The sequence below is a fragment of the Flavobacterium sp. GNP001 genome, assembly GCF_054343775.1.
Window position 1 is genome coordinate 2032623 of the sequence record NZ_JBTGUX010000001.1, and the last position, 26088, is coordinate 2058710.

Genomic DNA, 26088 nt, shown 5'->3' on the forward strand with positions numbered 1-26088 from the left:
ATTAAAAATTAAGATTTAAACCTAACAAATAGGTTCTTGGAATAGGGTAAAAACCATTGTCAATACCTCCACCAATTGGAGCTCCATTTGAAGCACCTGGATCATAACCACGGTACTTTGTAAATGTATAAAGGTTGTTTACCGCTGCGTATAAACGCACTTTTGAAATACCCGCTTTTTCTACAAAACTCGGTTTTACTGAGTAGCCTAACTGAATATTTTGAATTCGGGCATAAGATCCGTCTTCTACAAAATAACTTGAGAAATTTGAGTTTCCGGTAGCACCTGTAGTTACTCTTGGAATAGAGTTTGTACTTCCTTCACCTGTCCAACGGCCTAAAACGTAGTTTAATCTATTGACATCCGTAAGGTTTCTTTCATAGTTACGAACAATATCATTACCAACGGAAGCAAATGTATACATGGCAAAATCAAATTGCTTGTAATTCATTTGAATATTAAAACCCATAGTAGCTGTTGGAATAGGATCACCGATGTTTGTTCTGTCTTTGTCGTCTAAAGTACCATCACCATTTACATCTACAAATCGCAAATCACCAGGGCTAGCTTCAGCACCAAGTGCTAATTGAGATGGATGTGCATCGACCTCAGCTTGATTTTGGAAGATTCCGTCCGTTTTATAACCATAAAAATATCCAATTGGCAAACCTACTTGCATTCTTGATGGTGCTTGTTGACCTACCCCGAAAGATCCTCTTGGTATAAATGGTACTCCATTTGTACTTAAAACTTCATTTTTAATAAAAGTAACATTGTACCCTAAATTGACTGAAAAACTATCCGAGAATTTATTTTTATAATCAAAAGCAAACTCCAATCCTGAATTTCTTACTGTACCTCCATTTATTGTTGGTGAAGACGCTCCTGGCGCTGCAGTTCCATTGATACCCGAAACTGGTATATTAGTGATCAACAAATCAGCTCTTGTGTCAATAAAATAATCCGCTACAATTGAAATTTTGTCATTCATTAACCTCAAATCTAAACCAACGTCAAATTTCCTAGCTTCTTCCCATTTCAAATTTGGATTAGGAATTTGTCCCGTAGCCAGACCGTTGATTAAAGTCCCATCAAAAACATAGGTTGCTTCACCATTTAATTGAGAAATGTATCCATTATTTTGAATTTGATCATTACCCAGTGTTCCATAACTTCCTCTTAATTTCATAAAATTAACAAGTTTGTCTTTTCCAAAAAAACCTTCATCAGAAATTACCCAACCCGCAGTTAATGAAGGGAAATAGCCCACTCTGTTACCCGGACCAAATTTTGTTGAAGCATCTCTACGAATCATAGCAGAGAATAAATATTTTCCTTTATAATCGTATAATCCTCTTGCAAAGTAAGACAGTCTGCGCTCATCGTACACATAAGATCCAACTGGAATCGTCCCTTCCGGCGGAACACCTCTTGTTAAAGTAATATCAGCAAAATCCCATGAATTGTAAGGCACATCATATCCTGTTGCAAACAAACCATTACCAAACTGCTTGTAAATGGTGTTACCTACCGTTGCAGTTACATTATGATTTTCACCAAATTTGTTTGAGTAAGTTCCGTATAAATCGAAAGAATAATCGTTATCATTAATCGCATTTTGAGATACTGAACTACGCAGTACATCAAAAACTTTACCACCGTAGGATACTTGCTTTGCAAAAGATTTCGCTTCACTGTTCGCTGTATTGAAACCAATGGTACTAGAAATCACAAAATTTTTAAATGCTTTGTACTCTAAACCAAAATTTCCATTAATTTTTTTGAAATTGTAGTCATTGTAAGTATTAGCCATTTGCTCTAAAGGGTTGATAATTTCAAAACCCAAACCTGCTGGGCTTGGCACTTTGGTAAAATTGCCATTTGCATCATAGGGCGCAAGTGTTGCTGGTAAATTCAAGGCATTGAACAAAACTGAACCAAGTCCGTTTTCATTTAAAGATTTTCTATTAAAATAAGTATAGATAACATTGGTCTTCAATTTCAGTTTATCGGTAACATCTGCACTTAGTCCAATTCTGGCAGTATTTCTTAAAAAACCTGACTTTGCTCGACCGATAATTCCCTCTTGATCGATGTGTGAACCACTCACAGAATAAGTGATTTTATCAGAACCACCTGAAAAAGACAAATCATGACTTATAACAGGGACATTGGTACTAAAAATCTCTTTTTGCCAATCGGTACCTTTACCTAAACCTGATACATTAGGAAAAGGAATGGCAGCACCACCATTAGCATAACTTTCATTTAAAAGTAAAGCATACTCAGTAGCATTTAATGTAGGTAGCGATCGTGATGTTTCTTGAAACCCGGTGTAAGTATTATAGCTTAATTTGCCTTTGGAATTCTTTTTACCAGACTTTGTTGTAATTAATATAATACCATTCGCACCAATTGTTCCATAAATAGCTGCTTGAGCATCCTTCAAGACAGTGATCGATTCAATGTCATTAGGATTTAATAAGCCCAACTCTCCTACATAACCGTCAATGATTGTGGTAGGTCTGTTCTCACCATTGGTAGCAATACCTCTAATTCTGATATCCAAGGAAGCTCCCGGAGCACCTGATGTAGTAGTTACATTCACTCCCGAAACGGTACCTTGAAGGGCTTGTTCCACTCGGACTGGCTTTAATGTTTCAAGAGTTTTACTATCCACTACTGAAACGGCACCTGTTACTTCACGCTTTTTTTGACTTCCGTAACCAATAACGACTACTTCGTCTAACATTTTAGAGTCCTCTTGCATTACAATATTTAATACATTGTTCGCAGAGGTAACTTTAAATTCAAGGTTTTTATATCCAACGTATGAAAACACTAAAGTTGCTCCGGTTGGAACGTTTTTAATAGAAAACTTCCCATCCATATCTGTAGACGTTCCCAAAGTTGAATTTTTAATTTGAATGTTTACTCCTGGAATTGGTAAACCAGAACCTGCTTCTTTAACAACTCCTCCTACATCATTTCCTTGGGCAAAACCAAAGGAAGTCAGAAATAGAAAAAGAATGATTAGATAGTTTGACTTCATAATTTGTGTTTTTTGTGAATCATAAAATTAGCGGTAACAACTAATAATTAATTAAAAAGAACCTCAACAAAAAACATACAATGCAAAAAAACATCTAATTAATTTCGAATCTCCAAACATACATTGAAAATCGTGCCTTTTTACAGAAAAATATCCCCAACAAAAAGGTTAAATCATCCAACAATAACGTTAATGTTGTGGTGATGTATAGGTAATACCCATTAATTTCGACTTACCTATACAGCTAAAATATACTCAACAAGTCCTTGTTCATGTGTTAATCCCATCTTTTTACGCAAACGATATCTTTTAATTTCGACACTTCGAACAGAGATGTTTAACAATGGTGCAACTTCCTTAGACGAAAGATTCAATCGCAAGTATGCACACAAGCGTAAATCATTAGGAGTTAAATTTGGATGTGCTTCTTTTACTTTCTTCAAGAAATCTTTATCGGCATTATCAAAAGCTTCTTTAAAAACGCTCCAACTATCGCCTTCGGAGATGTTTTTATTGATTGTAGTAATAACAGATTTAATGCTTTTATTTCCCTCTTCGGAAGTTTTCTTTAAGTCTTCTTTTATAAAAGCGAGTAATTCATTTTTACTGTTTAAACTCATAGTCGATACTGCTAATTCCCTGTTTTTGGTATCTACATCGCGAGAAAGCTGCTCGTTACGTACGCGCATGAGTTCTTGTTCATTTTCTAACTCTTTAATCTCCAACAAAAGATTATTTTCTTCAATTAACTTAAGCTCTTTTTCTTGATAATATTTTTTATATGCTTTGTGGATGAATCTAGCTGAAATGGCAAAGAGAACGAAATAAGTCAGCAAAGCAAGATTGGTTAAATACCAAGGTTTTTTTACCGTAAAACTATAACTTACACCATCATCAAGAGTTCCATTAGCATATTTGGCACGAACTTTTAGAACATAATCACCTGGTGGTAAATTTTTAAAATTTATAGACGTTTTAGAATTCCATTCGCTCCACTCTTCTTGAAAACCCGTCAAAAGATATTGAAATTCTGTATTGATGTACTTATTGTACTCCGGAACGGTGTAATTTATTGTGATGTTATTTTCATCATATTTAAAAATACCTTGGCCCTGAATTTCCTGATTTTTATTAGCCTCGTTCTGTTTGTTAATTGTGACTGACGTAATAGCAACTTTGTAGTTTTTAAAAGTCAAATCATTCAGATTTAAAATGTAGTAACCGTCTGTTGTTCCTATTAAATAATGTGCATTAGAAATTTGAGTTATGTTTTCATATCCTAGCATCGAATTGGTTAAAAATGCAGGTATTGGAATTACATTTTGTTTTAATTGACTACTTAATTTTCCAATAGAAAAATAGTGGATGTAATTTTTAGAAAAAAGCCAAATTTTGTTCGACTCGTCTACAATTAACTTACCTGAAGTGTATTCGTCTTTTGCAAATACATTACTTAACAAATTGTCTTTAGCAAATTGATTGGTTGCTGCATTCAATTTATATATTCCTTGCTTGTTAGCGTAATAAATGGCGTTATTAAATTGTGTTAAGCTGGCATGCTTACCTTTGCTTGGAGATTGATACGTGTATAAAGAAGTTATTTTGCTCCAGTTAGCGTCCACGTTTAAGCGATAGACTCCTTTATATTCGTGGCTTATAAAAATTTGATTTTTAGTAGTGGCTTCAAAATATTTCGAAGAATTATTAAAGCCCGCGATTTTGTTTTTAAAACGCCAACCAGAAGCTGTTTTTTGTAGGACTGAGATTCCATAATAATTTCCTTGTAGTAAGAGGCCCTTTTGGTTAGGAACAGACTCAAATTTCCAAGTTCCTGATGCCGAAAAAATAGATTGTGCTGCACCATTATCAACAACAAAAGTACCCGAGTCATGGCCACAAAATAAGGTATTGTCAAAAGTGAATAACGACCATACTTGCCCTTTGGTTCCTGGAACAAACTTAAAAGAATCATTACCACCATATTTCTTGTAAAACAAACCTTGGTTGGTTCCAATGTACAGGATTCCTTTGTACAACTTTGAGGCGTAAACTGTTCCTAAAGTCCCCGTATCATCAACATAATTTTGAACAGGTGATTGCAGGTTGATGCAATTGATACCGTTATCGAGGCCAACCCATAAATTTTTATCATCATCTTCAAATAATGAAAGTACTGTATTATTGCTTAATCCTTTGTTTTGAGTGATATGATATTGAAATCGACCAGTGGAACTAATGATATAAATTCCGTTAGACACTGTTCCTAATGCAAAACTACCATCAGAAAGCCGTTGACTACTATACACGCTACTGGCAGCTAACTCAGCATCTACTTCAGTGCTAAACTTCGTTACAGTATTTCCAACTAGCTTGTAAAAACCATTTAACTGCGTTTGAATCAGCAAACCATCCGCATCTGAAAAAAGATTTACAATTTTATTGTTTTGTAAAATCGGACTGTTCGAAACCAAGCGAGCGTTGCCATTCTCTATTTCAAATAAACCTTGATTTACTGTTTGAAAAAAAATGCCATTTTTAGTCCAAAATGATTTGGTAATCGTGTTTTTAGGACTTATAATTTTAAAACTATTTTGTTTTGAGTCATAAATATAAATCCTATTTAACGATTGAAAAACAACCCAATGCTCATACTGCAAAATATTCCAAAACTGCTCGTCATCTAAAATTTTTGATTTTATCTTTTTACTTAACGAATTGTACTTCAGTTTTCCATTCGCTTGCCTTGACCAATAGCCAAATTCCATGTAACAACCAGTGTATACTTTGTTACCTATCACTTTAACCGAACGTAAAATTGTTTCGTTAGGCGAAGGATACAACTCCCAACTAGCACCATTATATTCAAGTAAACCTTCATTATTGGCAAAAAAAACAAAATGATTTTCATCTTGCGCAATCATCCAGTTTTGATTTCCCGCACCGTAAGTTGCCGAGTTATACTTAACAATAGGTGGCAATTCCTGCGAAAAGACAAAAGAATAAAAAAACAGAATTAGGAAGTAAATAGGTGTTTTCAAGGCTCAAAAGTTTATTTTTTCAAAAGTAAATCTAAATATAGTATTTATTACACATATCAGCCTCATAAAATTTGGATGACCAATTTTATCTGCCTAAATAAACGTTTTAATGATTAATTGTGAATTGTTCACGCTCAAATCTCTGTTCAAAAATGCTTACTTTTGTAAAAATTATCATTTGTATGCAAATTGACCTTTCTAAGCTAGATCCAAAGAAAAATATTATTATTAAAGGAGCTCAAGTTCACAATTTAAAAAATGTGGATGTTGCTATACCGCGTAATAAATTAGTAGTAATTACAGGACTTTCAGGATCAGGAAAATCTAGTTTGGCATTTGATACGCTTTACGCAGAAGGACAACGAAGGTATGTAGAAAGTTTATCATCTTATGCACGTCAATTTCTCGGTCGGTTAGACAAACCCAAAGTAGAATATATTAAAGGTATAGCTCCCGCAATTGCGATTGAGCAAAAAGTGAATACTACAAACGCGAGGTCAACAGTAGGAACTTCAACCGAGATTTATGATTATATGAAATTATTGTACGCTCGTATCGGTCGTACATTTTCACCAATCTCAGGCCAAGAAGTTAAAAAAAACACGGTTACTGATGTTGTAAACGAAGTAAAATCGCTTCCTTTAGACAGTAAATGGCTACTCCTTGCCCCGATTCATCTCGAAGAAGGCAGACTGCTTAAAGACAAATTAAATGTACTCCTACAGCAAGGTTTCGCAAGGATTTTGGTGGACAACGAAATGGTTCGTCTTGATGAATTACCGGATGATTTGGATAAAAAAACTATCTTTTTAATTGTTGATCGAATTGTAGTCAAAGACGAAGAAGAATTCTTCAACCGATTGGCTGATGCGGTGCAAACTGCCTTTTTTGAAGGAAAAGGAATTTGTTACCTACAAGATTTACAGGGCGAACAAAAATATTCCTATTCCAATAATTTTGAGTTAGATGGCATCGCTTTTTTAGAGCCCAATGTACATTTATTCAGCTTCAATAATCCGTATGGAGCCTGTCCGGTGTGCGAAGGCTACGGAAACATTATTGGTGTAGATGCTGAATTAGTTGTGCCTAACACTACCTTATCTGTATTTGAAAACGCTATTTATCCGTGGCGAGGCGAAAGTATGGGATGGTACCGAGATGAATTGGTAAACAAAGCCTATAAATTTGATTTCCCGATACACAAACCTTATTACCAATTGAGCGACGCACAAAAAGAGTTGTTGTGGACTGGAAATTCTTATTTTGTAGGTTTGAATGCCTTTTTTAAAGAATTAGAAGAGAAAAATTATAAGATACAAAACCGAGTAATGCTGTCGCGTTACCGAGGGAAAACAAAATGTACGGCTTGCAAAGGAAAACGCCTGCGTGTGGAGGCTTCTTACGTTAAAATTAACGGCAAAACTGTCTCTGATCTAGTTGACCTTCCAATAAAACATTTAGTTAACTTTTTTAAAGACATTCAACTAGATACTTATGAGCAACAAATTGCCAAACGATTGCTAGTTGAAATCAATAATCGCTTGTCATTTTTAACCCAAGTAGGACTCGATTATTTGACCTTAAACCGAAACTCCGCTACTTTATCAGGCGGTGAATCTCAGCGAATCAACTTAGCAACATCTCTTGGTAGTAGCTTGGTAGGCTCCATGTATATTCTTGATGAACCTAGTATTGGTTTACATCCAAAAGATACCGAACGATTGATTCAGGTGCTACTTTCTTTACGTGATTTAGGAAACACTGTAATTGTGGTAGAACACGACGAGGACATCATGAAAGCGGCTGATATGATTATTGATATTGGTCCAGAAGCAGGAACATTAGGCGGAAATTTAGTGGCACAAGGTACTTACCCGGAAATTCTGAAAGCCGATTCGCTTACAGCCAAATACCTGAACGGAGATTTAGCGATTGAAGTGCCAAAAAAAAGAAGATTATTTAAAAATCATATCGAAATAAAAGGAGCTCGAGAAAATAATTTACAAAATATTGATGTTACTTTTCCATTAGATGTTCTCACTGTTATTACTGGAGTTTCAGGAAGCGGAAAAAGTACATTGATAAAAAAGATTTTGTTTCCTGCCATGCAAAAAAAGCTGGAAAATGTAGGAGACAAAGCCGGGCAGTTTAGCGAAATGACAGGCTCTTTTTCGCAAATCAAACACATTGAATATGTAGACCAAAACCCGATTGGCCGCAGTTCACGATCGAATCCTGTTACATATATCAAAGCATACGATGATATCAGAGATTTGTATGCACGCGAAAAACTCTCTAAATTAAGAGCATACCAAGCCAAACATTTCTCCTTCAATGTGGATGGCGGACGCTGCGAAACATGCAAAGGCGAAGGCAGTATTAATGTAGAAATGGTCTTCATGGCCGATGTACAGTTGCCATGCGAAACTTGTCAAGGGAAACGCTTTAAAAAGGAAGTGCTCGAAGTTACTTTTGAAGGCAAAAACATTCATGAAATATTGAGTTTAACCATAGATGATGCCCTTGCCTTTTTTGCCGCTCACAAACAAACTAAAATCACTCAAAAACTACAGCCATTACAAGATGTAGGTTTGGGTTATGTGCAATTAGGCCAGTCCTCTTCTACCCTTTCTGGTGGTGAAGCACAACGAATCAAATTGGCCTCATTCTTGGTAAAAGGAGCAACGAAAGATAAGGCTTTGTTTGTTTTTGATGAACCTACTACGGGACTACATTTTCATGATATTAAAAAACTTTTAGCTTCATTTGATGCATTGATAGACAAAGGACATTCCATCATCGTAATTGAACATAATTTGGATTTGATTAAGTGTGCCGATTGGATTATTGACTTGGGCCCAGAAGGTGGCGAAAATGGAGGCCAATTGCTCGCCGTTGGTACGCCGGAGCAAATTGTAAAAAATAAAAAATCGATTACTGCAAGTTACTTGAAAGCAGTTTTATAAAGGCCGATTTATAAAAGCAAAAAGCCGATTCTTATCTAGAATCGGCTTTTTTAATTGATTAACTTTCTTTGCTTAAAATCGGTAACCTAAACTCAATCCACTGCGTACACCGCCCCAAGGACCGCTTACTTTAATGGTTGCTCCACGAGCAGTTACTGTTGAAGTCACATCTGATAAAGGCAACTCGATATCCTCTAATTGATTGCGTAATTCCTCTTGCTCAAAAGCATTCAAGTCACGATCTGTAACACCTTGAAAATTACCATCAGATGTACCGTAATGAGGTCCTACAATCCACCAGTCTAAAATGAAATGTTTACCTAAATTAAATTGGGCTCCCAATTGTAACCCGAATGAATTGGCGGTTAATTTACCTCCAACAGCAATATTTTCTTGATTTGTTCCAGTGGGGCTTGTATCAAACGTAAAATTTATATTTGAAATATCATACTTTATATTTCTGTAAAAAGGAGCAATGTAAAATCCTTTTCCATACCCTTTTCCAAGATAAAATCGAACCTCAGGGGTTATCGCTGTGTAGCCTAAAGTCGCGTTTTCAAAAATACCCTGCGTTTCTGGATCATCAGATGTAAAATCGTTAATAGTTTTTTGAAACGGCAAGGCACCTGAAGGAATAAAACTATAACCTAATACAATTCCGATTCGTTTTGAAACACTTCTTTCGTATTGAAGTTGAATGTTTTTGAATGCCAAACTTGTCAAACTAATTTTAAAATTGTTTTTCGGAATTACAATAGAATCATTTTTTGTTTGTGCGACAACAGGCGCGATGGCAAAAAGCAGCAACGCTACTAAAAGGATACTTTTTTTCATAGGATTTAGATTGTTTAATGAATCAAAAATAGGATTTTTTAAGCCATGTGGCAATTTTCTTCAAAAATATTACCATCCTCGTCAATGGCAATAATAATCTCTCTAGGCTTTGCACTTACTCTTGTATAATATAGCCATACAAAAGACCACAGCCCCAATGTAATACAACACAATACAAAGTTGAATAAGTGATCAACTTGCTGTTTTTCCCTACGCAAAACAATGTAGGGCAACTTGTCATTTTGCTCTAAAATAACAAAACCATCTGCAATTTTATTTTTTAAGGTAAAGTAGAAATTCTTTTTTTGCGTCTCTGAGACATCTTGAAGTATAATTTCTGATTCCATAATTAGTTGTAAATTTTTTGATTTGCTAAAAATTAACTTCACAAATTTACTTCCAAAATCCAGTAAAAGCAATACCAACTTTAGGTGATATTTACACCTTAAAAAGAAGTGCTTTATTACAAAATCGATAGTACTTCAAAAAACATAACTATTTAAACTGTATTAGGAACGAAGTTTCAACTTAACTAAAACCATGTCAATAGCATTGTTAATCTCGGGCGAAATAACCAGTTTATAATTGACAGCTACATAAACAACTGTAATTAATATCGATTTTAATATGATGTTAAAAACTGGTACAAATGGAAAGTCCCAAAAATAAAACAATAAAAACAAGAAGAAGGTAATTCCTAAGGAATACACAGTTTGCTTTGTAAATGGATACAAATGCATTCGTTTGACAACAAAAAGTAATTTAGCCAAACTATATAAAGTTATAGATAAAAGCGTAGCGACTGCAGTTCCAGTTATAGCAAACCTTGGAATAAAAAACATATTTAACCCAACTGTCAAAAAAACAAGCAATAATCCTAAAAACAAGACCATTCGATAGTATTTTGAATTGAAAATAATCGCATTATTATTTCCTAAAATCAAATCAAAATATTTAGATATACCAATCAAAAATACCACAAGAATTCCACCACCATATTCTTTTGGAACCATAACATATAATTGATTGATGTTAACGAAAATGCACAGCATTACAAAGCCACCAACAACTTGCAGATTAATAGAAGTCTTTTTATACAAGTCATTTAATTCATCATGCTTGTTCTCATGCATCAATTTAGCAGTTATTGGATATGTGATCTGATGCATTGCACGACTGGGAACAGCAATTACAGAAGCAATATATGTAGCAACTGAATAATAGGCTATGTTTTCAATTTTAATATATTGATTCAGCATAATCTTATCGATATCTAACAACATAACCGCAACACTACCTGACAAAATAATGAAAAAAGTATAGACTAAAACATCTTTCACATTTTGAGGAATAGAGAACTGGAAAACTGGTTTTTTTATACGGAAAGCATAAAGCATGGTAATAATAAAAGCCAGAAAATAAATAATTGCAGTGACATAAATGAATTCAACAACAGAAATCCATCCATAATAAACTCCAATCAAGGCAAATAAAGAAAATAATCTTAAGCCAACCTCTTTAACAAAATTGCCAAAAACTGAATGCATGTGCACTCTAGCCCAAGCATAAAAAATCTCAAAGTAAGCCATACTGAGGCCTATAAATGGAATAAGCCACAAATAATCTTTAACAACAGGATTTTCTTTACTCAAGTATAGCGAAATGGGTTCAAAAAAGAACAATCCTATCAATACTAATGGAATACATAACAATAAAGGAATTAACACCGTAAATGATAAAAAACGAGAGCGCTCTTCCTCTGTTTCATATTGCGTATAAAACTTTACTAAAGTGTTTTGCATCCCAAAAGCTAACAAAGGCATAATAATATTTGCCCAAGAAAGTATGTAATTAGTTAAAGCATAAAATACAGTTCCTAAAAAAAATGGATATAAATAGAGTGTATTGATTGCACCGATACCAAAACCTAAATAGGTAATTATTGTATTTTTTAAAGATTGATTAAGAACTATTCCCATTGTGATTTTACGCAAAGTGTTAGTTACCTTGCTCTTATTTTTAGACTTTGTTTAATAAAGTTACCAGTTCCTGTGTTAAATTTTTACGCGAATATTGCTGCAAACCAACGGGATGCGATTGTAATTTCCCTTGCAGAAATTGGTTATAAAAGTCCAAAATTACACTTTTAAGTTTCACTTTTTCGGAATACTCAAAAAATACTCCCGTATTAGTCTGCGTAATAATTTCGGCAAAATCAGAATCCTTTGGACCAATTGCGATTATTGGCCTATTCGAAACCATATATTCAAATAATTTCCCTGGAATAATACTCTTGGTATCAACCGAATCTATTTCGATAAGCAGTAATACTTGCGACTTTCGTTGGTGAGCAATAGCTTCTTTATGCGACACATAACCTAAGTTGTTCACATAGGAATTTAAGCCAACTCGCTCTATAGTTCCTAAAACTTCCTGACTTACAGCTCCGATAAGCTTTATTTCCAAATCTGATTTGAACGTGGCGTTTTCTTCGCACAATTCTACTAAACTTTCCCACAGCATCATAGGGTTACGTTCTGATAAAAAAGAACCAATATGCGCCAGTGAAAACTTACGGTCCAAAACTTGTACTGACACCTCTTCGCTGTCATATCCGTTGGTAATTACTGTGATTGGTTTTGATGTGATTCCTTCAAACTCAACTTTGGTAGTTTTGCTGGTTACCAAAATCGAATCAGCAGCATTTAGAACTTGTTTTTCTAATTTTTTGTGAGTCGATGCTGCAAAATTAGATAAGCGTAATGCCTTATGATAGCCAATAGTTGTCCAAGGATCTCTAAAATCAGCAATCCATTTTACAGCCAATCGTTTTTGTAATTCCAATCCAATAAGATGCAAACTATGTGGTGGTCCGGATGTTACAATGGTATCAATCTGATTTTCTTTTATGTACTGTTCTAAAAAGTTCACAGAGGGTTTTACCCAAAAAACACGTGCATCTGGTATGAACAAATTACCTCGTATCCATAAAAAAGCTTTATCTAAAAAAGATTGCTTTTTTTGGTTCGGAATAATTCCCGAATTCATCTTTTTAGTTTTATTCTTAGATAAAAACGATGCCAATTGATAAGGTTCAAAAATCTTATTTCGAATAATAACAACCTCATTAGAAACCTCTTGCGCTAATTGCTCATCAATAATGGGATACGTTGGGTTTTCCGGAATATATACAATTGGCTGTACACCGAACTCAGGCAAGTATTTGACAAATTTGAGCCAACGTTGCACTCCTGGTCCTCCTGCCGGCGGCCAATAATATGTGATAATAAGTACCTTTTTTTGAGACAAAATGTGTTTTTTTTAAACTTTATACGCGACACAAAAATAAATAGCCAAAATAAACATGGTTAGCTATGCAGTGTTATTACAAATTCCGACGAAGATTTCGATTTATTTGCTTGCCACCGAAATCTTTTTACGTTCAAAATAAATTCCTGCCACGAGTAAAATCAGGACAACAATAGAACTAATAAGTGTTATGGTACTTCCCGTTTTTACCACTTGAGGTTCAAATTTAAATTCGATAATGTGATTCCCTTTTGGAACAATTAGCCCACGTAAAGTATAATCTACTCTCAAATGATCTACTAGTTTATTGTCAATGTAGGCATTCCAACCATCAGCATAATACATCTCAGAGAAAACAGCCAAGCCATCGTTCGCATTCACAGCTTTATACTTTAATGCATTAGGTTTGTAACTTTCAAGTGTAATAGTTGCAATACTATCTTTGGCGAAAGCCACTGTAGGAACTTGAAACTCTTTTTGGTTTACAACAGCAACTTCTTTAGAGTTTAAATTTGTCAACGCTTTCATTTCCTCATCAGGAGAATTTACTTTTTTAACTTGGTTCACAAACCAAGCATTTCCATTTGCATCTGGATTAGCAGCAACAAAATCATTGTCTTTTTCATCCTTTTGAATCACGTAAACCACATTAAGCATATTGAGTACTTCAATATTGTTTTTGGCTATCTGATAATCCAATAATTGCTGCATACGTCTTGGTCGTACTGCACTGTAACCACCAATTGATTTGTGGAAATAAGAAGTACGAGAACCCATAACATTTGCTACTTCAAATACCCTGAAATTAGCAGTATCCTTTAAAATCTGGCTGTCAACTGCTGTTTCTTGAAATGGAACTTCTACTTCGTATTTACTGACAAAATCCTTAGCTGAAACGTATTTTTTATCTACAAAAAACAAGTCGAAAACCATAAATAGTCCAACTAGAATAATTGCAGTACGTTGCGCAAAAAAATCTTTTACAGCCAACCATAATAGACCTGCAGCGACCAAAATAAAGGATACAGATCGAAGCAAATCTGCAGTATACAAATTCATGCGATCCTGCTTTAATGCAGTTATAAATTCAGGGCCGAAATTTTTAACAAAAAGTGCGTCCGATGGACCTGAGAAGTTAAACATTCCTTTGCTCAAAAATAAAATAATGAGAATGCCCGCACTTAAAATTGTTGTCTCATAAAGTGCTTTCCATTGGGATTTTTTATCTGCTAAAAAGAAGGCTTGCAATCCCATTATTGCCAAAACAGGGAAACATAATTCTAAAACCACTTGAATCGATGAAACAGCCCTGAATTTATCATACAAAGGAACGTAGGAGATAAAAAAGTCAGTGATTAAGCTAAAGTTCTTACCCCAAGAAAGAATTAATGCTACGGCAGCACCACATGCAAAAACGTATTTAATTTTTCGTTTATCAAGAAACAAAGCTAAAATTGCTAGAAAAAATACAATGGCGCCAATATAAGCTGGAGCAGCCACAATTGGTTGGTCTCCCCAATAGGTTGGCATGGCATCTACAAACTCTCGTACTTGATCTTCTCGAGCACCTTGACCAATTAAATACTCGTAAACATTGCTATCTGTACCTACTGCTTCACTATTTGATCCTCCAAAAAGCCTTGGAGCAATTAAGTTAAAACTTTCTGTAATGCCGTAACTGTACTCGGTTATATACTCTGTGGACATAGCCGATGTAGTTTCATTCTTGCTACCATCCGGATTATAAGTCAACTCGCTTTTACCACGAATACTATAATCGGTATATTCTTTAGTAGCTAAAAGACTTGTAGCGTTAGACCCAAGAGACAATATTCCAGCAATTAAAAGTACTCCAAAAGCGATACCTAAACCTTTGTAATCTTTTGACTTAATAAATTTATAGGAATAAAAAGCAACTACAAATAATAACAAAAACAACAAATAATACGTCATTTGGAAATGGTTTGCATTGATTTCTAAAGCCGTAGCAATCAATGTTAATAATCCACCCAAGATGTACCTTTTTTGAAAAACTAGTATGAAACCAGCTACCACTAGTGGCATATAGGCAATGGCGTGTGCTTTTGCATTATGTCCAACACCAAGAATTACGATTAAATATGTAGACAAACCAAAAGCTAAAGCACCAAAAAACGCTTTAAGAGGATCTACCTTCAGCACTAACATCAATCCGTAAAAACCTAGGAAGTATAAAAATAAATAATCGGCAGGACGCGGTAAAAAACGCAAAATATCATCTAAAACTCCCACGTAATCATGCGGATATTGCGCTCCCAATTGGTAGGTTGGCATACCACCAAAAGCAGAATTAGTCCAATAAGGTTCTATATTTTCAGCCGCTCTGAAGTCGTTTTGCTCCTTTGCCATTCCGGTATATTGAACAATATCCGATTGAAATATTTGTTTACCTTGTAAAACAGGGTAAAAATAAAGAACAGAGACCAAAACGAATCCCAGTAAAGCAAGAGCGTGCGGATAGAACTTTTGTACTATTTTCAATGTAAAAAGAATTTGAATTAAATAAATCTAATGCTAAAAAGCGCAAATTTAGTCTATTTCTTCGTAATCCACATACTCTCCTACTTTTTTGGTCTCACGAGGTTTTTTTACATTTTCGGTATTGTATACAACATCCTCATTAGCGCGTGACTTATTCCAGTTATTTTGTTGCTGGTATTGCTGTTGCTGCATATTTTGACCTGCTTTTTCAACTACTTTTTTCACAACAAGAGGTAAAAATAATTTAGCCAAAAAGCGAAAAATATAATAAAAAGCAATCATGTAAAAAATCGCTCTGATAAATCCAGAAAATGAAGCTGTTTGCATATTGGTATATTTTTTTTCAAAATTACTAAATCCAAAGTTCAAAAGTAAGTTATCAATCTTAAATAAATAATAAAAAATAGTACATTTGAAGAGCCTTGTTAATTTTAAAACCAAAAAACAATGAAGCATTTAAAACTCTTCCTCACTTGCACCGTGATGGCCTTTTGCAGCGTCAATTATGCACAACATACTGATGAAATCAACTCAAATCGTCCCGGAGAAACTATGTCTGCTTTTTCAGTCGGTAAATCTGTTATTCAAGTAGAAACGGGAGTATACGGCATTCGTCAAAAGCATTCTATTTTAAATTATGAATCAAATGGCTTTGGCGTGGACGCTGTGTTACGTTGGGGAGTTTTTTCAGAAAAATTAGAACTTATTGCCGATTTGCAGTATCAAAACGAAACGATCAATAATTTATTTAGTTCCACAAAAATATCTAATTTAAAACAAACCGTACTTGGTGCTAAATACTTGATTTACGACCCATTTAAAAACTACGAAAAAAAGGTAAATGTCTATAGCTGGAAGGCCAACAGAGCTTTTAATTGGAGGCAATTAGTACCGGCAGTTTCCGTTTTTGCTGGCGCAAATGTTACTATGGCAGACAATCCTTATGCTTTTGATTTACAATCGAGTATTTCACCGAAAATCATGCTGATTACTCAAAACCATTTGGGTGATGGCAAATGGGTTTTTGTAACTAATATTATTGCTGATTACATTGGTACCGAATTCCCAAGTTATGGCTACGTACTTACTTTAACCAGAGGCATTACACAAAAATGGTCAGGGTTTGTAGAAAATCAAGGGTATAAAAGTGACTTTTACAGTGATGCCATTGTTCGAGGTGGAGCCGCTTACCTGCTTAATAAAGACATGCAAATTGACGCATCAATTAGTACGAGTTTAAAAAACACACCTTCTATTTTTTATGGAGGACTAGGTTTTTCTTGGCGATACGATGCTAATTACAAAGAGGTGCGCATCAATATCGATAGCCCAAAATCGGGATCAAAAAAACCCAAAAACAACAATACATCCAAAACGGGATCAAAAAATTAACACCAGACTTTTCTAAACATAATGATTACAATTCACGAAGCGATTACCAAAAAAGAATTAACTGATTTTATTAAGTTCCCTTTTACCATTTACAAAAACAACGAAAACTGGATTCCGCCACTAATTGCTGATGAATTAGAAGGTTTTGATAAAAAAAACAATCCAGCTTTCGAAAACGCTGAGGCGTATTTCTATGTTGCCAAAAGAAATCAAGAAATAGTAGGACGAATTGCCGCTATAATTAATTGGAGCGAAGTAAACGATCAAGACAAACGCAAAGTACGTTTTGGCTGGTTTGACATAATTGATGATATCGAAGTTACAAAAGCACTATTAGAAAAGGTTTACGAATTAGGTAGAAAACACCAAATGATCTATGCTGAAGGACCAATGGGTTTTTCAAACCTTGACAAAGTAGGCGTTTTAACCGAAGGTTTTGATCAAATTGGCACAATGATTACTTGGTACAACCACCCCTACTATGCACAACATTTTGAACAATTAGGTTACATCAAAGAAAAAGAATACATCGAAAGTACCTTTCCTTTTGCTAATGTAAAACCAGAATTTTTTGAAAAAGCAAATGATTTAGTCCGTAAAAGATACCAACTTAGCCCACTTAATTTTAAAACTACTGCAGAGGTGATGCCTCATGTAGACAAAATGTTCGATTTATTTAACAAATCTTACGCATCGTTATCGTCGTTTGTAGCTATTTCTGATACTCAAAAAGAATATTTCAAAAAGAAATACATTAGTTTTATAAATCCTGAATACATCAAGTTTGTAGAGGACAAGGACCACAATATTGTTGCTTTTAGTATTGTTATGCCTGACTTTGCTCCTGCTTTAAAAAAAGCAAAAGGAAAGTTATTCCCATTTGGATTCATCCATCTTTTAAAAGCCAAAAAGCAGAGCAAAAATGTCATTTTTTATCTAATTGGTGTTTTGCCCGAATATCAAAATAAGGCCGTAACCGCCATTATCTTTAAAGAATATTACGAAACTTTTAAAAAATTGAATATTCAAGATTGTTTTAGAACACCTGAGCTTGCTGACAATGCGGCTAGTTTGAATTTATGGAAACATTTTGATCCAAAAATTCACAAACGCCGATGTACCTACAAAAAAGATTTGTAGAACCAGTGATGAAACTGATAGATGAAACCATAAAAAAAGGAGTAAAACACTGTTTTACTCCTTTTTTGTTTTGATCCAAGAAATTCAAATAGTTAACTTCTTTAGACTTTTATTTATTAGTTCACTATAAAATTATGCCTCCATATCTACAGTTGTAGTCGCTGCAATTTGTTTATATGTTCCGTTTACTAATTTCTCGCGGATAGCTTCGAAAGCTGCCAAAGTTTCATCAATATCGGCTAAAGTATGTGAAGCAGTTGGAATCATACGTAATAAAATAATTCCTTTTGGAATTACTGGATACACAACAATTGACAAGAAAATACCGTAGTTTTCTCTTAAGTCATTCACCATTACCATTGCTTCAGGTATACTTCCTTCTAGGTAAACAGGTGTAATACAAGTGTTGGTATCTCCAATATTAAAACCTTTTTCTTTTAATCCGTTTTGCAACGCATTAACATTTTCCCACAATTTATCTTTTATCTCCGAAGATTCACGTAATAATTGCAAACGTTTTAACGAACCAATAGTTTGAATCATTGGTAAAGCTTTAGCAAACATTTGAGAACGCATGTTGTATTTCAAATAATCAATAATGTCTTTATCTGCTGCTACGAAAGCACCAATATTCGCCATTGATTTAGCAAAAGTCGAAAAATACACATCAATTCCGTCTTGGCAACCTTGCTCCTCACCTGCTCCAGCACCGGTTTTTCCTAAAGTTCCAAAACCATGCGCATCATCAACTAACAAACGGAAATTGTATTTTTCTTTTAAAGCTACAATCTCTTTTAATTTTCCTTGTTGCCCACGCATTCCAAAAACACCTTCGGTAATGAACAAAATCCCACCGCCAGTTTCGGTTGCCATTTTAGTAGCACGCTGCAGGTTTTTCTCCATACTTTCGATATCGTTATGCTTGTAAGTAAAACGCTTTCCACTATGCAAACGTACACCATCAATAATACATGCGTGCGCATCAACATCATATACAATAATATCGTTTCTTGTCACAAGAGCATCAATTGCTGACATGATTCCTTGGTAACCAAAATTCAATAAATATGCTGATTCTTTCATTACAAAAGCAGCTAATTCTTGCTCCAATTGCTCATGGTATTTCGTGTGTCCACTCATCATACGCGCACCCATCGGGTAAGCAGCTCCAAATTGCACAGCGGCTTCAGTATCTGCTTTACGTACTTCAGGATGATTGGCTAGACCTAGGTAGTCATTCAAACTCCAATTCAAAATATTTTTTCCACCAAACTGCATTCTTGGTCCTAATTCACCTTCTAATTTTGGAAAAACAAAATAACCTTCGGCTTGAGAAGCCCATTTCCCTAAAGGTCCTTTATTGTTTTGAATCCTTTCGAATAAATCTTTTACCATAATATGTCAAGTAATAATTTTAATTTTAAGAAGTTGCAAAAATAATTATTTAATTTTATAAAGGACTTGAAAATAAATTTATTTTTTTTGGTTATAAATAGCTTAAAATCATGAAGAATTCCTGCAGACAAGTAAAAACTTTACAAATTATGCAAGCAATTTTCTAACTGTGAATAATATCATAGATTACAATTTTCATAGCATCGGTGCCATTTTAACTTTGTATATTTGGCTGCAGCTTGTTAAACAATAATAGATTATGTCACAAAACACCAAAGAGTTAAAATTAGCCGTATTAATTGACGCCGACAACGTGCCTTACAGTAATGTAAAAGGGATGATGGAGGAAATTGCAAAATTTGGCACACCCACTACCAAACGCATTTATGCAGATTGGACCAAACCAAATGCTGCAGGTTGGAAAAGTGTTTTGTTAGAACACGCCATTACTCCAATTCAGCAATACAGCTACACTGTGGGTAAAAACTCTTCAGATTCAGCAATGATTATTGATGCCATGGATTTATTGTACTCTGATAAAGTGGATGGATTTTGTATTGTGTCTAGTGATTCCGACTTTACTAGACTAGCAATTCGATTGCGTGAGTCAGGCATGAAAGTAATTGGAATTGGAGAACAAAAAACACCAAATTCATTTATTGTGGCCTGTGACCGATTTGTTTACATCGAAGTTTTGGATGGTGCCACTAAAAAAGTGTCTCCCAAAAGAGCCAACACCGATACTAAAAAGACCGTGACCAAAAGCCTAAACAAAATTGATTTGCAAACTATTGAACTTATTGAGGCGACAATTGAAGATATTGGTGACGAAAGCGGTTGGGCTTTTCTTGGTGATGTAGGTAATTTAATTGTCAAGAAAAAACCTGAATTTGACCCCAGAAATTATGGATACACGAAACTAACACCCATGCTAAAATCACTAACTGATATTTTAGAGATTGACGAACGCGACTCCGATAAAAAAGGAATAAAACACGTATACGTACGATTGCGTTTTAGCTAAGTAATCGCTGAACTATTTCGAACAAAGCTTCTTTTTTTATAGGTTTTGTAATGTAATCATTCATACCTAGCTCTTTAACTCGATCCCTGGTAGTTTCCATTACGTCTGCGGTAACGGCCACAATTGGCACATTGGTATTTTGCATTCCTGCCTCGCCGTTTCTTATTGCAATTGCGGCTTCATAACCATCCATAATTGGCATCTGCAAATCCATTAGAATCAAATCATAAGTACTTTCCAATAGAAAATTAATGGCCTCTTGACCATTATTTGCGTAGGCTACATTGGTGTTTAGCCATTTTTTGGTAATCATTTTTATGACCATCTGATTAATAGGATTATCCTCTACAACCAAAATAGATTTACCTGATAAATCATACTCAATCGCGATTTTACTTGGTTCTACTATTTCAACAGCTTTTAAAACAGGAAAGTCAAGAGCAATAACGCAGGTTGTACCTAAATCAACTTTACTTTCAATTTGAACCTGTCCTTTTTGCATATCAACCAAGGTTTTAACGATGTATAAACCCAAACCTAAGCCACCAAATTTTCGTTTATTATTAATGTTATTTTGTGAAAAAGAATCAAAAATACTGCCGATCTTTCTTTTTGAAATCCCAATTCCGGTATCTGAAACAGTCAAAACAATATGGGCCTTGTCTCCCTCAGTTAATTCGCAATTTACAACAAATTTGACATGACCTCGACCTGTAAATTTTATAGCATTATTAAGCACATTATTTACAATTTGCACAAATCTATTTACATCTCCTTCCACACGATCCGGAAAATTACCACTTTGTACAAACTCAAACTCAAGTCCTTTGTCTTTAGCCCGATAAATTGCATTATTTTTTAAATTATTTAAGACTTCAAGGGGATTAAACGGACTTTTATCCAATTTAAGTTCTCCTTTTTCAATTTTAGAAAAGTCTAAAATATCGTTTACAGAACTCAGTAAACTATGTGAGGAGTATTTAATAATTTGACAATTTTCTCGTATTTTATCATCTTGAACCTCTGTTGAAATATTTTCAATTAAATTTAAAATAGCATTCAAAGGCGTTCGTAATTCATGACTAATATTCGATAAGAAGTAAGATTTCAAATCATTCATTTCTTCAGAACGAACTAAAGCAAGGCGATTCAATTCGTTTTTTTCGTTTTTAAGATTTCGAATTAGATTAGACATTGACAACGACAGAAAAATTACCTCAAGTGCAGTACCTAATTTAGAGCTGTTTTGTGTAAAAAAATTAATAGGTAACAATCCAAAATTGTACAAAATAAATACACCAAAACCTAAAATCAAAAACAAAATTCCAGTTGTAAAATAGGAATCAACAGGCTTATTAGTATAATACAAAAACCCTATCGAATAAACAATCAGCAAAAGAAAAACTAAAGTTAAAACATTTACTAATATATAGGAAAATAACAATATGCTTGGCAAGAAAATTACTGAAAATAGGAGAAAAATCAACAAACCATACGCTACCTTAAAAAGTTGGTAAATTGTTTTACTATTTTCTTTTATTTTCAGGTATAACTGACTGTACATACCCGACATGAATACCGCGACAATTGCAATGAGTAAAATGGCATGTTTAGAAAACCAACTACCATCTGAAACTACTAGTTTATAAAAGAAACCATCCAGAGAAAACTGCAACAAACCCACAGAAGTTACATACAAACTGTAAAAAAGAAAAATTTTCTCTTTTAAGGCGAGATAAAAAAAGAAGTAAATTACCGCAACTATAAGAAGCATGCCGTAAAAGACACCAAAAAACAAATTTTCCTTAGACATCAGGGCAATGTAACTTTCAGTCGAATAAATAAGCATTGGGATTTTAACCACTTCGCCGTCGCTCTTCAAATGCAAATACAAATCGAACTGTGCTTTTGGAGGTAGAGTTAGCTCAAAAATTGATTTTCGACTGGTAAAATCACGATCCTCGAAAGGCTTAGCATCGCCACTAATTTTTTTGGTTATTTTACCCGTTGCACGATTAACAATAAACAACTCAACCACGTCAGTCATCGGTCTAGCTGTTTCCATATAATAGTGAAACTCTACATTTGTAGCATTTACTAAACCCGTTTTTGCCCAAAAATGATGTTGCGAAAAACCTAAATCGTCATTTTCAGATTTTAAAGGAACAGGTTTAAAACTATCAAAACCTTTGATTACTTGCTCAATTGTTAAAACACGATCCTGCATATCAATTATAAAGGTATGCTCGTGTAATGAAAATGTACTTAAAGAAGTATTATTTTTTACAATAAATTGTGCCCGGGAATTGACAGAAAATAAGATAACTAAAACCAAACCCAAAAAAGCGAAATTATTTTTTGTCTTTTTTTCTCCCATACTGCTATTCTACTTAAATTCCTGTATTATTATCTACGTGCAGAGCGCACATTTGGTTTTACATCACAAGATAAAGTTAATCATAAAATGGAAGCAAAAATAAGATTTAATAAAAGGTTTTAGTAAAAAACACCATTTAAAAACAAAATGAAATTAATTTGTGAATACACTCACCTGATATCAAAACAAGAAAGTTATTTACAAGTAAAGGCTATCGAAGCCTTCTTCAAATTATTACCTTTGTTTAAACAAAATATAACTCATGAAAATAGTTTTTGCCTCCAACAACCCCAATAAAATAGCCGAACTACAAAGCATGATGCCAGACAGCATTACCATACTGTCACTTGAAAGTATTGGCTGTCATGAAGAAATCCCCGAAACTGCATCCACAATTGAAGGCAACGCTATTTTAAAAGCCAATTACGTTACCCAAAACTACGGCTTTGATTGTTTTGCTGATGATACAGGACTTGAAGTCATTGCTTTGAATGGCGCTCCAGGAGTATACAGTGCCCGATATGCAGGTGAGCAGCGAAATGCTGATGACAATATGAACAAACTTTTGGGGGCACTTGCAACCAAAAATGACCGAAGCGCTCAATTTAAAACCGTTATTGCACTCAATTTAAAAGGAACACAGTATCTTTTTACGGGAATTGCAAAAGGACAAATAACAACTGAAAAAATTGGTAATCAAGGTTTTGGCTACGACCCTATTTTTCAACCTGAGAATTACGAAGAAACTTTCGCTCAATTGCCGCTGAGCTTGAAAAACAAAATCAGCCATAGAGGTAAGGCTACACAGCAATTGCTTGATTTTCTTCATGAAAAAAAATAGCAACGCCAAAGCATAACATTTTTACAACAATTCTGCACTAAACAAGTCATAATTTAACACATTATTTTTTAAAAAGTCTTTATCTATTTGAACAACAAAACATAACTTTCTGATAATCAAATTGTAATAAAACCACAAATCTTCAGATTGCATTAGTTTATATGAATATTTTAGAGTAATTTTGCACCCTATTTTAAAAATACATATGAATAAATTTGAACAATTAGGATTGAGTGAATCGTTACTGAAGGCGGTTTTAGATCTAGGATTTGAAAATCCGAGCGAAGTACAGGAGAAAGCGATTCCCCTATTATTGGAAAAAGATACAGATATGGTTGCGTTGGCTCAGACAGGGACAGGGAAAACGGCAGCTTTTGGTTTTCCAGTTATCCAAAAAATTGATGCTAACAACAGAAACACACAAGCATTAATTTTATCTCCAACGCGCGAGTTGTGTTTGCAGATTACCAACGAACTTAAAAACTACTCTAAATACGAAAAAGGTATTAATGTAGTAGCAGTTTACGGTGGAGCTAGCATTACAGAACAAGCTAGAGAAATAAAGAGAGGCGCACAAATCATTGTGGCAACTCCAGGAAGAATGCAAGATATGATTAACAGAGGTTTAGTAAACATCACTGGGATCAACTACTGCATTTTAGATGAAGCAGATGAAATGCTGAACATGGGATTCTACGAAGATATCGTAAACATCCTTTCAACTACACCAGACGACAAAAACACATGGTTATTCTCTGCAACTATGCCTGCTGAAGTAGCGCGTATTGGTAAGCAATTTATGACCGACCCAGTTGAAGTAACTGTAGGTGCTAAAAACTCGGGATCAGCAACAGTCTCTCACGAGTTTTATCTAATAAACGCACGCGACCGTTACGAAGCTTTAAAGCGTTTGGCTGATGCAAATCCTGATATCTTTTCAGTAGTTTTTTGTCGTACCAAAAGAGACACACAAGCAGTTGCTGAAAAATTAATTGAAGACGGATACAGCGCTGCAGCTTTGCACGGAGATTTATCTCAAGCACAACGTGATGGCGTTATGAAATCATTCCGTGGTCGTCAAATTCAAATGCTTGTAGCAACTGACGTTGCCGCTCGTGGAATTGACGTTGATAACATTACACACGTAGTGAACTACCAATTACCAGACGAAATTGAAACTTACAACCACCGTTCTGGTCGTACAGGTCGTGCAGGTCGTTTAGGAACATCTATTGTTATTGTAACTAAAAGTGAATTGCGTAAAATTTCTTCTATTGAAAGAATTATCAAGCAAAAATTCGAAGAAAAAGTTATTCCATCAGGAATCGAAATCTGCGAAATTCAATTGTTGCACCTAGCTACAAAAATTAAAGATACTGAGGTTGATCACGAAATTGACAACTATTTACCAGCTATTAACAGTGTTCTTGAAGGTTTAACCAAAGAGGAATTGATCAAGAAAATGGTTTCAGTTGAATTCAACCGTTTTATCAATTACTACAAGAAAACAAGAGATATCTCTTCACAATCTGGAGAAAGACGCGAAAGAAGTGACGACAGAGAACCGAGAGAAAACAACAATGGCGGTGCAACTCGTTATTTTGTAAACATCGGATCAAGAGATAACTTTGACTGGATGTCATTGAAAGATTACTTGAAAGAAACATTAGACTTAGGTCGTGATGACGTTTTCAAAGTAGATGTAAAAGAAGGTTTCTCTTTCTTTAACACGGATCCTGAGCATACTGATAAAGTAATGGAAATATTGAATAACGTACAATTAGAAGGACGTAGAATCAATGTTGAAATTTCTAAAAATGACGGTGGCGGAAGACGTGATCACAATGGAAGAAATTCTGGTGGTGGTTTTGGCGGAAGAAGTTCTGCTCCTAGAAGAGAAGGAAGTTTTGCACCAAGAAGAGAAGGTTCAGGCGGATTTAGAAGCGACAGAAGTGCTGCTCCAAGAGAAGGCGGATTTAAAAGTGATAGAGGCGGTTTTTCTTCAAGAAGAGAAGGCGGTTTTTCATCGGATAGATCAAGAAGCGAAGGCGGATCTGACAGAGCACCAAGACGTTCTGAAAGTTTTGGAGACGCTCCTAGACCAAGAAGACCAAGAAGAGACTAACGTTTAGTTAATTTTCTTATAATTATAAGAGAACTACAAAATATTTAATCTTGATTTATTACTTTTAAAGTCTTA

16 protein-coding genes are annotated in these 26088 nt (G+C 34.6%); 6 read left to right on the forward strand and 10 right to left on the reverse strand.

Translation table 11 applies throughout. The features are described from left to right. Position 1: 1 nt before the first annotated feature. Positions 2-3052, reverse strand: coding sequence for a SusC/RagA family TonB-linked outer membrane protein (locus ACXX8U_RS08605; RefSeq protein WP_458565500.1), 3051 nt, complete (start codon positions 3050-3052; stop codon positions 2-4). A 236-nt stretch (positions 3053-3288) separates the two neighbouring features. Then, entirely contained in the window at positions 3289-6090 is a 2802-nt protein-coding gene (locus ACXX8U_RS08610) for a helix-turn-helix and ligand-binding sensor domain-containing protein (RefSeq protein ID WP_458565501.1), read from the reverse strand. Positions 6091-6272: 182 nt separating this feature from the next. Here ACXX8U_RS08610 and uvrA point away from each other — a divergent pair, with 182 nt between their 5' ends. Beyond that, positions 6273-9056: an excinuclease ABC subunit UvrA gene (uvrA, locus tag ACXX8U_RS08615; RefSeq protein ID WP_458566399.1), complete on the forward strand. Its 2784-nt coding sequence runs from the start codon at positions 6273-6275 to the stop codon at positions 9054-9056. 72 nt (positions 9057-9128) lie between these two features. Here uvrA and ACXX8U_RS08620 read toward each other — a convergent pair whose 3' ends face one another. The 6 genes from ACXX8U_RS08620 to ACXX8U_RS08645 form a co-directional block, all read right to left on the reverse strand. Further along, positions 9129-9890, reverse strand: a complete 762-nt coding sequence (locus ACXX8U_RS08620; RefSeq protein WP_458565502.1) for a DUF3575 domain-containing protein — start codon at positions 9888-9890, stop codon at positions 9129-9131. A 38-nt stretch (positions 9891-9928) separates the two neighbouring features. After that, positions 9929-10237 carry a hypothetical protein gene (locus ACXX8U_RS08625; protein ID WP_458565503.1) on the reverse strand — a complete coding sequence of 103 codons (309 nt, stop codon included), beginning with the start codon at positions 10235-10237 and terminating at the stop codon, positions 9929-9931. Between the two features lie 162 nt (positions 10238-10399). After that, complete coding sequence (locus ACXX8U_RS08630; RefSeq protein WP_458565504.1) at positions 10400-11869, reverse strand: lipopolysaccharide biosynthesis protein; 1470 nt, start codon at positions 11867-11869, stop codon at positions 10400-10402. A 40-nt stretch (positions 11870-11909) separates the two neighbouring features. Next, complete coding sequence (locus ACXX8U_RS08635; protein WP_458565505.1) at positions 11910-13199, reverse strand: glycosyltransferase family 4 protein; 1290 nt, start codon at positions 13197-13199, stop codon at positions 11910-11912. Positions 13200-13301: 102 nt separating this feature from the next. Continuing rightward, entirely contained in the window at positions 13302-15719 is a 2418-nt protein-coding gene (locus tag ACXX8U_RS08640) for a YfhO family protein (protein WP_458565506.1), read from the reverse strand. A 48-nt stretch (positions 15720-15767) separates the two neighbouring features. Next, positions 15768-16046 carry a DUF4834 family protein gene (locus tag ACXX8U_RS08645; protein ID WP_166137311.1) on the reverse strand — a complete coding sequence of 93 codons (279 nt, stop codon included), beginning with the start codon at positions 16044-16046 and terminating at the stop codon, positions 15768-15770. A gap of 120 nt (positions 16047-16166) precedes the next feature. Here ACXX8U_RS08645 and ACXX8U_RS08650 point away from each other — a divergent pair, with 120 nt between their 5' ends. Together ACXX8U_RS08650 and ACXX8U_RS08655 are read left to right on the forward strand one after the other, a co-directional pair. Beyond that, positions 16167-17111, forward strand: coding sequence for a transporter (locus tag ACXX8U_RS08650; RefSeq protein WP_458565507.1), 945 nt, complete (start codon positions 16167-16169; stop codon positions 17109-17111). Between the two features lie 21 nt (positions 17112-17132). Beyond that, positions 17133-18251, forward strand: coding sequence for a GTP cyclohydrolase (locus ACXX8U_RS08655; protein WP_458565508.1), 1119 nt, complete (start codon positions 17133-17135; stop codon positions 18249-18251). A gap of 132 nt (positions 18252-18383) precedes the next feature. On the opposite strand, the gene capB is transcribed toward ACXX8U_RS08655, so the two are convergent. Continuing rightward, positions 18384-19646 carry a cysteate-C-fatty acyltransferase gene (capB, locus tag ACXX8U_RS08660; RefSeq protein ID WP_458565509.1) on the reverse strand — a complete coding sequence of 421 codons (1263 nt, stop codon included), beginning with the start codon at positions 19644-19646 and terminating at the stop codon, positions 18384-18386. A 259-nt stretch (positions 19647-19905) separates the two neighbouring features. Here capB and ACXX8U_RS08665 point away from each other — a divergent pair, with 259 nt between their 5' ends. Further along, a complete protein-coding gene (locus ACXX8U_RS08665) occupies positions 19906-20670 on the forward strand; it encodes an NYN domain-containing protein (RefSeq protein ID WP_187038256.1) in 765 nt (254 codons plus the stop codon). Here the strand turns inward: ACXX8U_RS08665 and ACXX8U_RS08670 are convergent. Continuing rightward, entirely contained in the window at positions 20663-23047 is a 2385-nt protein-coding gene (locus tag ACXX8U_RS08670) for a hybrid sensor histidine kinase/response regulator (RefSeq protein WP_458565510.1), read from the reverse strand. The two genes, ACXX8U_RS08665 and ACXX8U_RS08670, sit on opposite strands and share 8 nt — an antisense overlap. A gap of 262 nt (positions 23048-23309) precedes the next feature. Here ACXX8U_RS08670 and ACXX8U_RS08675 point away from each other — a divergent pair, with 262 nt between their 5' ends. Beyond that, on the forward strand, positions 23310-23888 hold the full coding sequence (locus tag ACXX8U_RS08675; protein WP_458565511.1) for a non-canonical purine NTP diphosphatase: 579 nt from the start codon (positions 23310-23312) through the stop codon (positions 23886-23888). Positions 23889-24093: 205 nt separating this feature from the next. Further along, a complete protein-coding gene (locus ACXX8U_RS08680; RefSeq protein WP_458565512.1) occupies positions 24094-26013 on the forward strand; it encodes a DEAD/DEAH box helicase in 1920 nt (639 codons plus the stop codon). Positions 26014-26088 lie beyond the last annotated feature (75 nt).

What these genes read in the sequence shown, in the direction of transcription:
- ACXX8U_RS08620 (WP_458565502.1), bottom strand. Translation starts at nt 9,890, where the DNA reads ATGAAAAAAAGTATCCTTTTAGTAGCGTTGCTGCTTTTTGCCATCGCG.
- ACXX8U_RS08625 (WP_458565503.1), bottom strand. Translation starts at nt 10,237, where the DNA reads ATGGAATCAGAAATTATACTTCAAGATGTCTCAGAGACGCAAAAAAAG.
- ACXX8U_RS08670 (WP_458565510.1), bottom strand. Translation starts at nt 23,047, where the DNA reads ATGGGAGAAAAAAAGACAAAAAATAATTTCGCTTTTTTGGGTTTGGTT.
- ACXX8U_RS08630 (WP_458565504.1), bottom strand. Translation starts at nt 11,869, where the DNA reads ATGGGAATAGTTCTTAATCAATCTTTAAAAAATACAATAATTACCTAT.
- ACXX8U_RS08650 (WP_458565507.1), top strand. Translation starts at nt 16,167, where the DNA reads ATGAAGCATTTAAAACTCTTCCTCACTTGCACCGTGATGGCCTTTTGC.
- ACXX8U_RS08605 (WP_458565500.1), bottom strand. Translation starts at nt 3,052, where the DNA reads ATGAAGTCAAACTATCTAATCATTCTTTTTCTATTTCTGACTTCCTTT.
- ACXX8U_RS08655 (WP_458565508.1), top strand. Translation starts at nt 17,133, where the DNA reads ATGATTACAATTCACGAAGCGATTACCAAAAAAGAATTAACTGATTTT.
- ACXX8U_RS08665 (WP_187038256.1), top strand. Translation starts at nt 19,906, where the DNA reads ATGTCACAAAACACCAAAGAGTTAAAATTAGCCGTATTAATTGACGCC.
- ACXX8U_RS08645 (WP_166137311.1), bottom strand. Translation starts at nt 16,046, where the DNA reads ATGCAAACAGCTTCATTTTCTGGATTTATCAGAGCGATTTTTTACATG.
- uvrA (WP_458566399.1), top strand. Translation starts at nt 6,273, where the DNA reads ATGCAAATTGACCTTTCTAAGCTAGATCCAAAGAAAAATATTATTATT.
- ACXX8U_RS08675 (WP_458565511.1), top strand. Translation starts at nt 23,310, where the DNA reads ATGAAAATAGTTTTTGCCTCCAACAACCCCAATAAAATAGCCGAACTA.
- ACXX8U_RS08680 (WP_458565512.1), top strand. Translation starts at nt 24,094, where the DNA reads ATGAATAAATTTGAACAATTAGGATTGAGTGAATCGTTACTGAAGGCG.
- capB (WP_458565509.1), bottom strand. Translation starts at nt 19,646, where the DNA reads ATGGTAAAAGATTTATTCGAAAGGATTCAAAACAATAAAGGACCTTTA.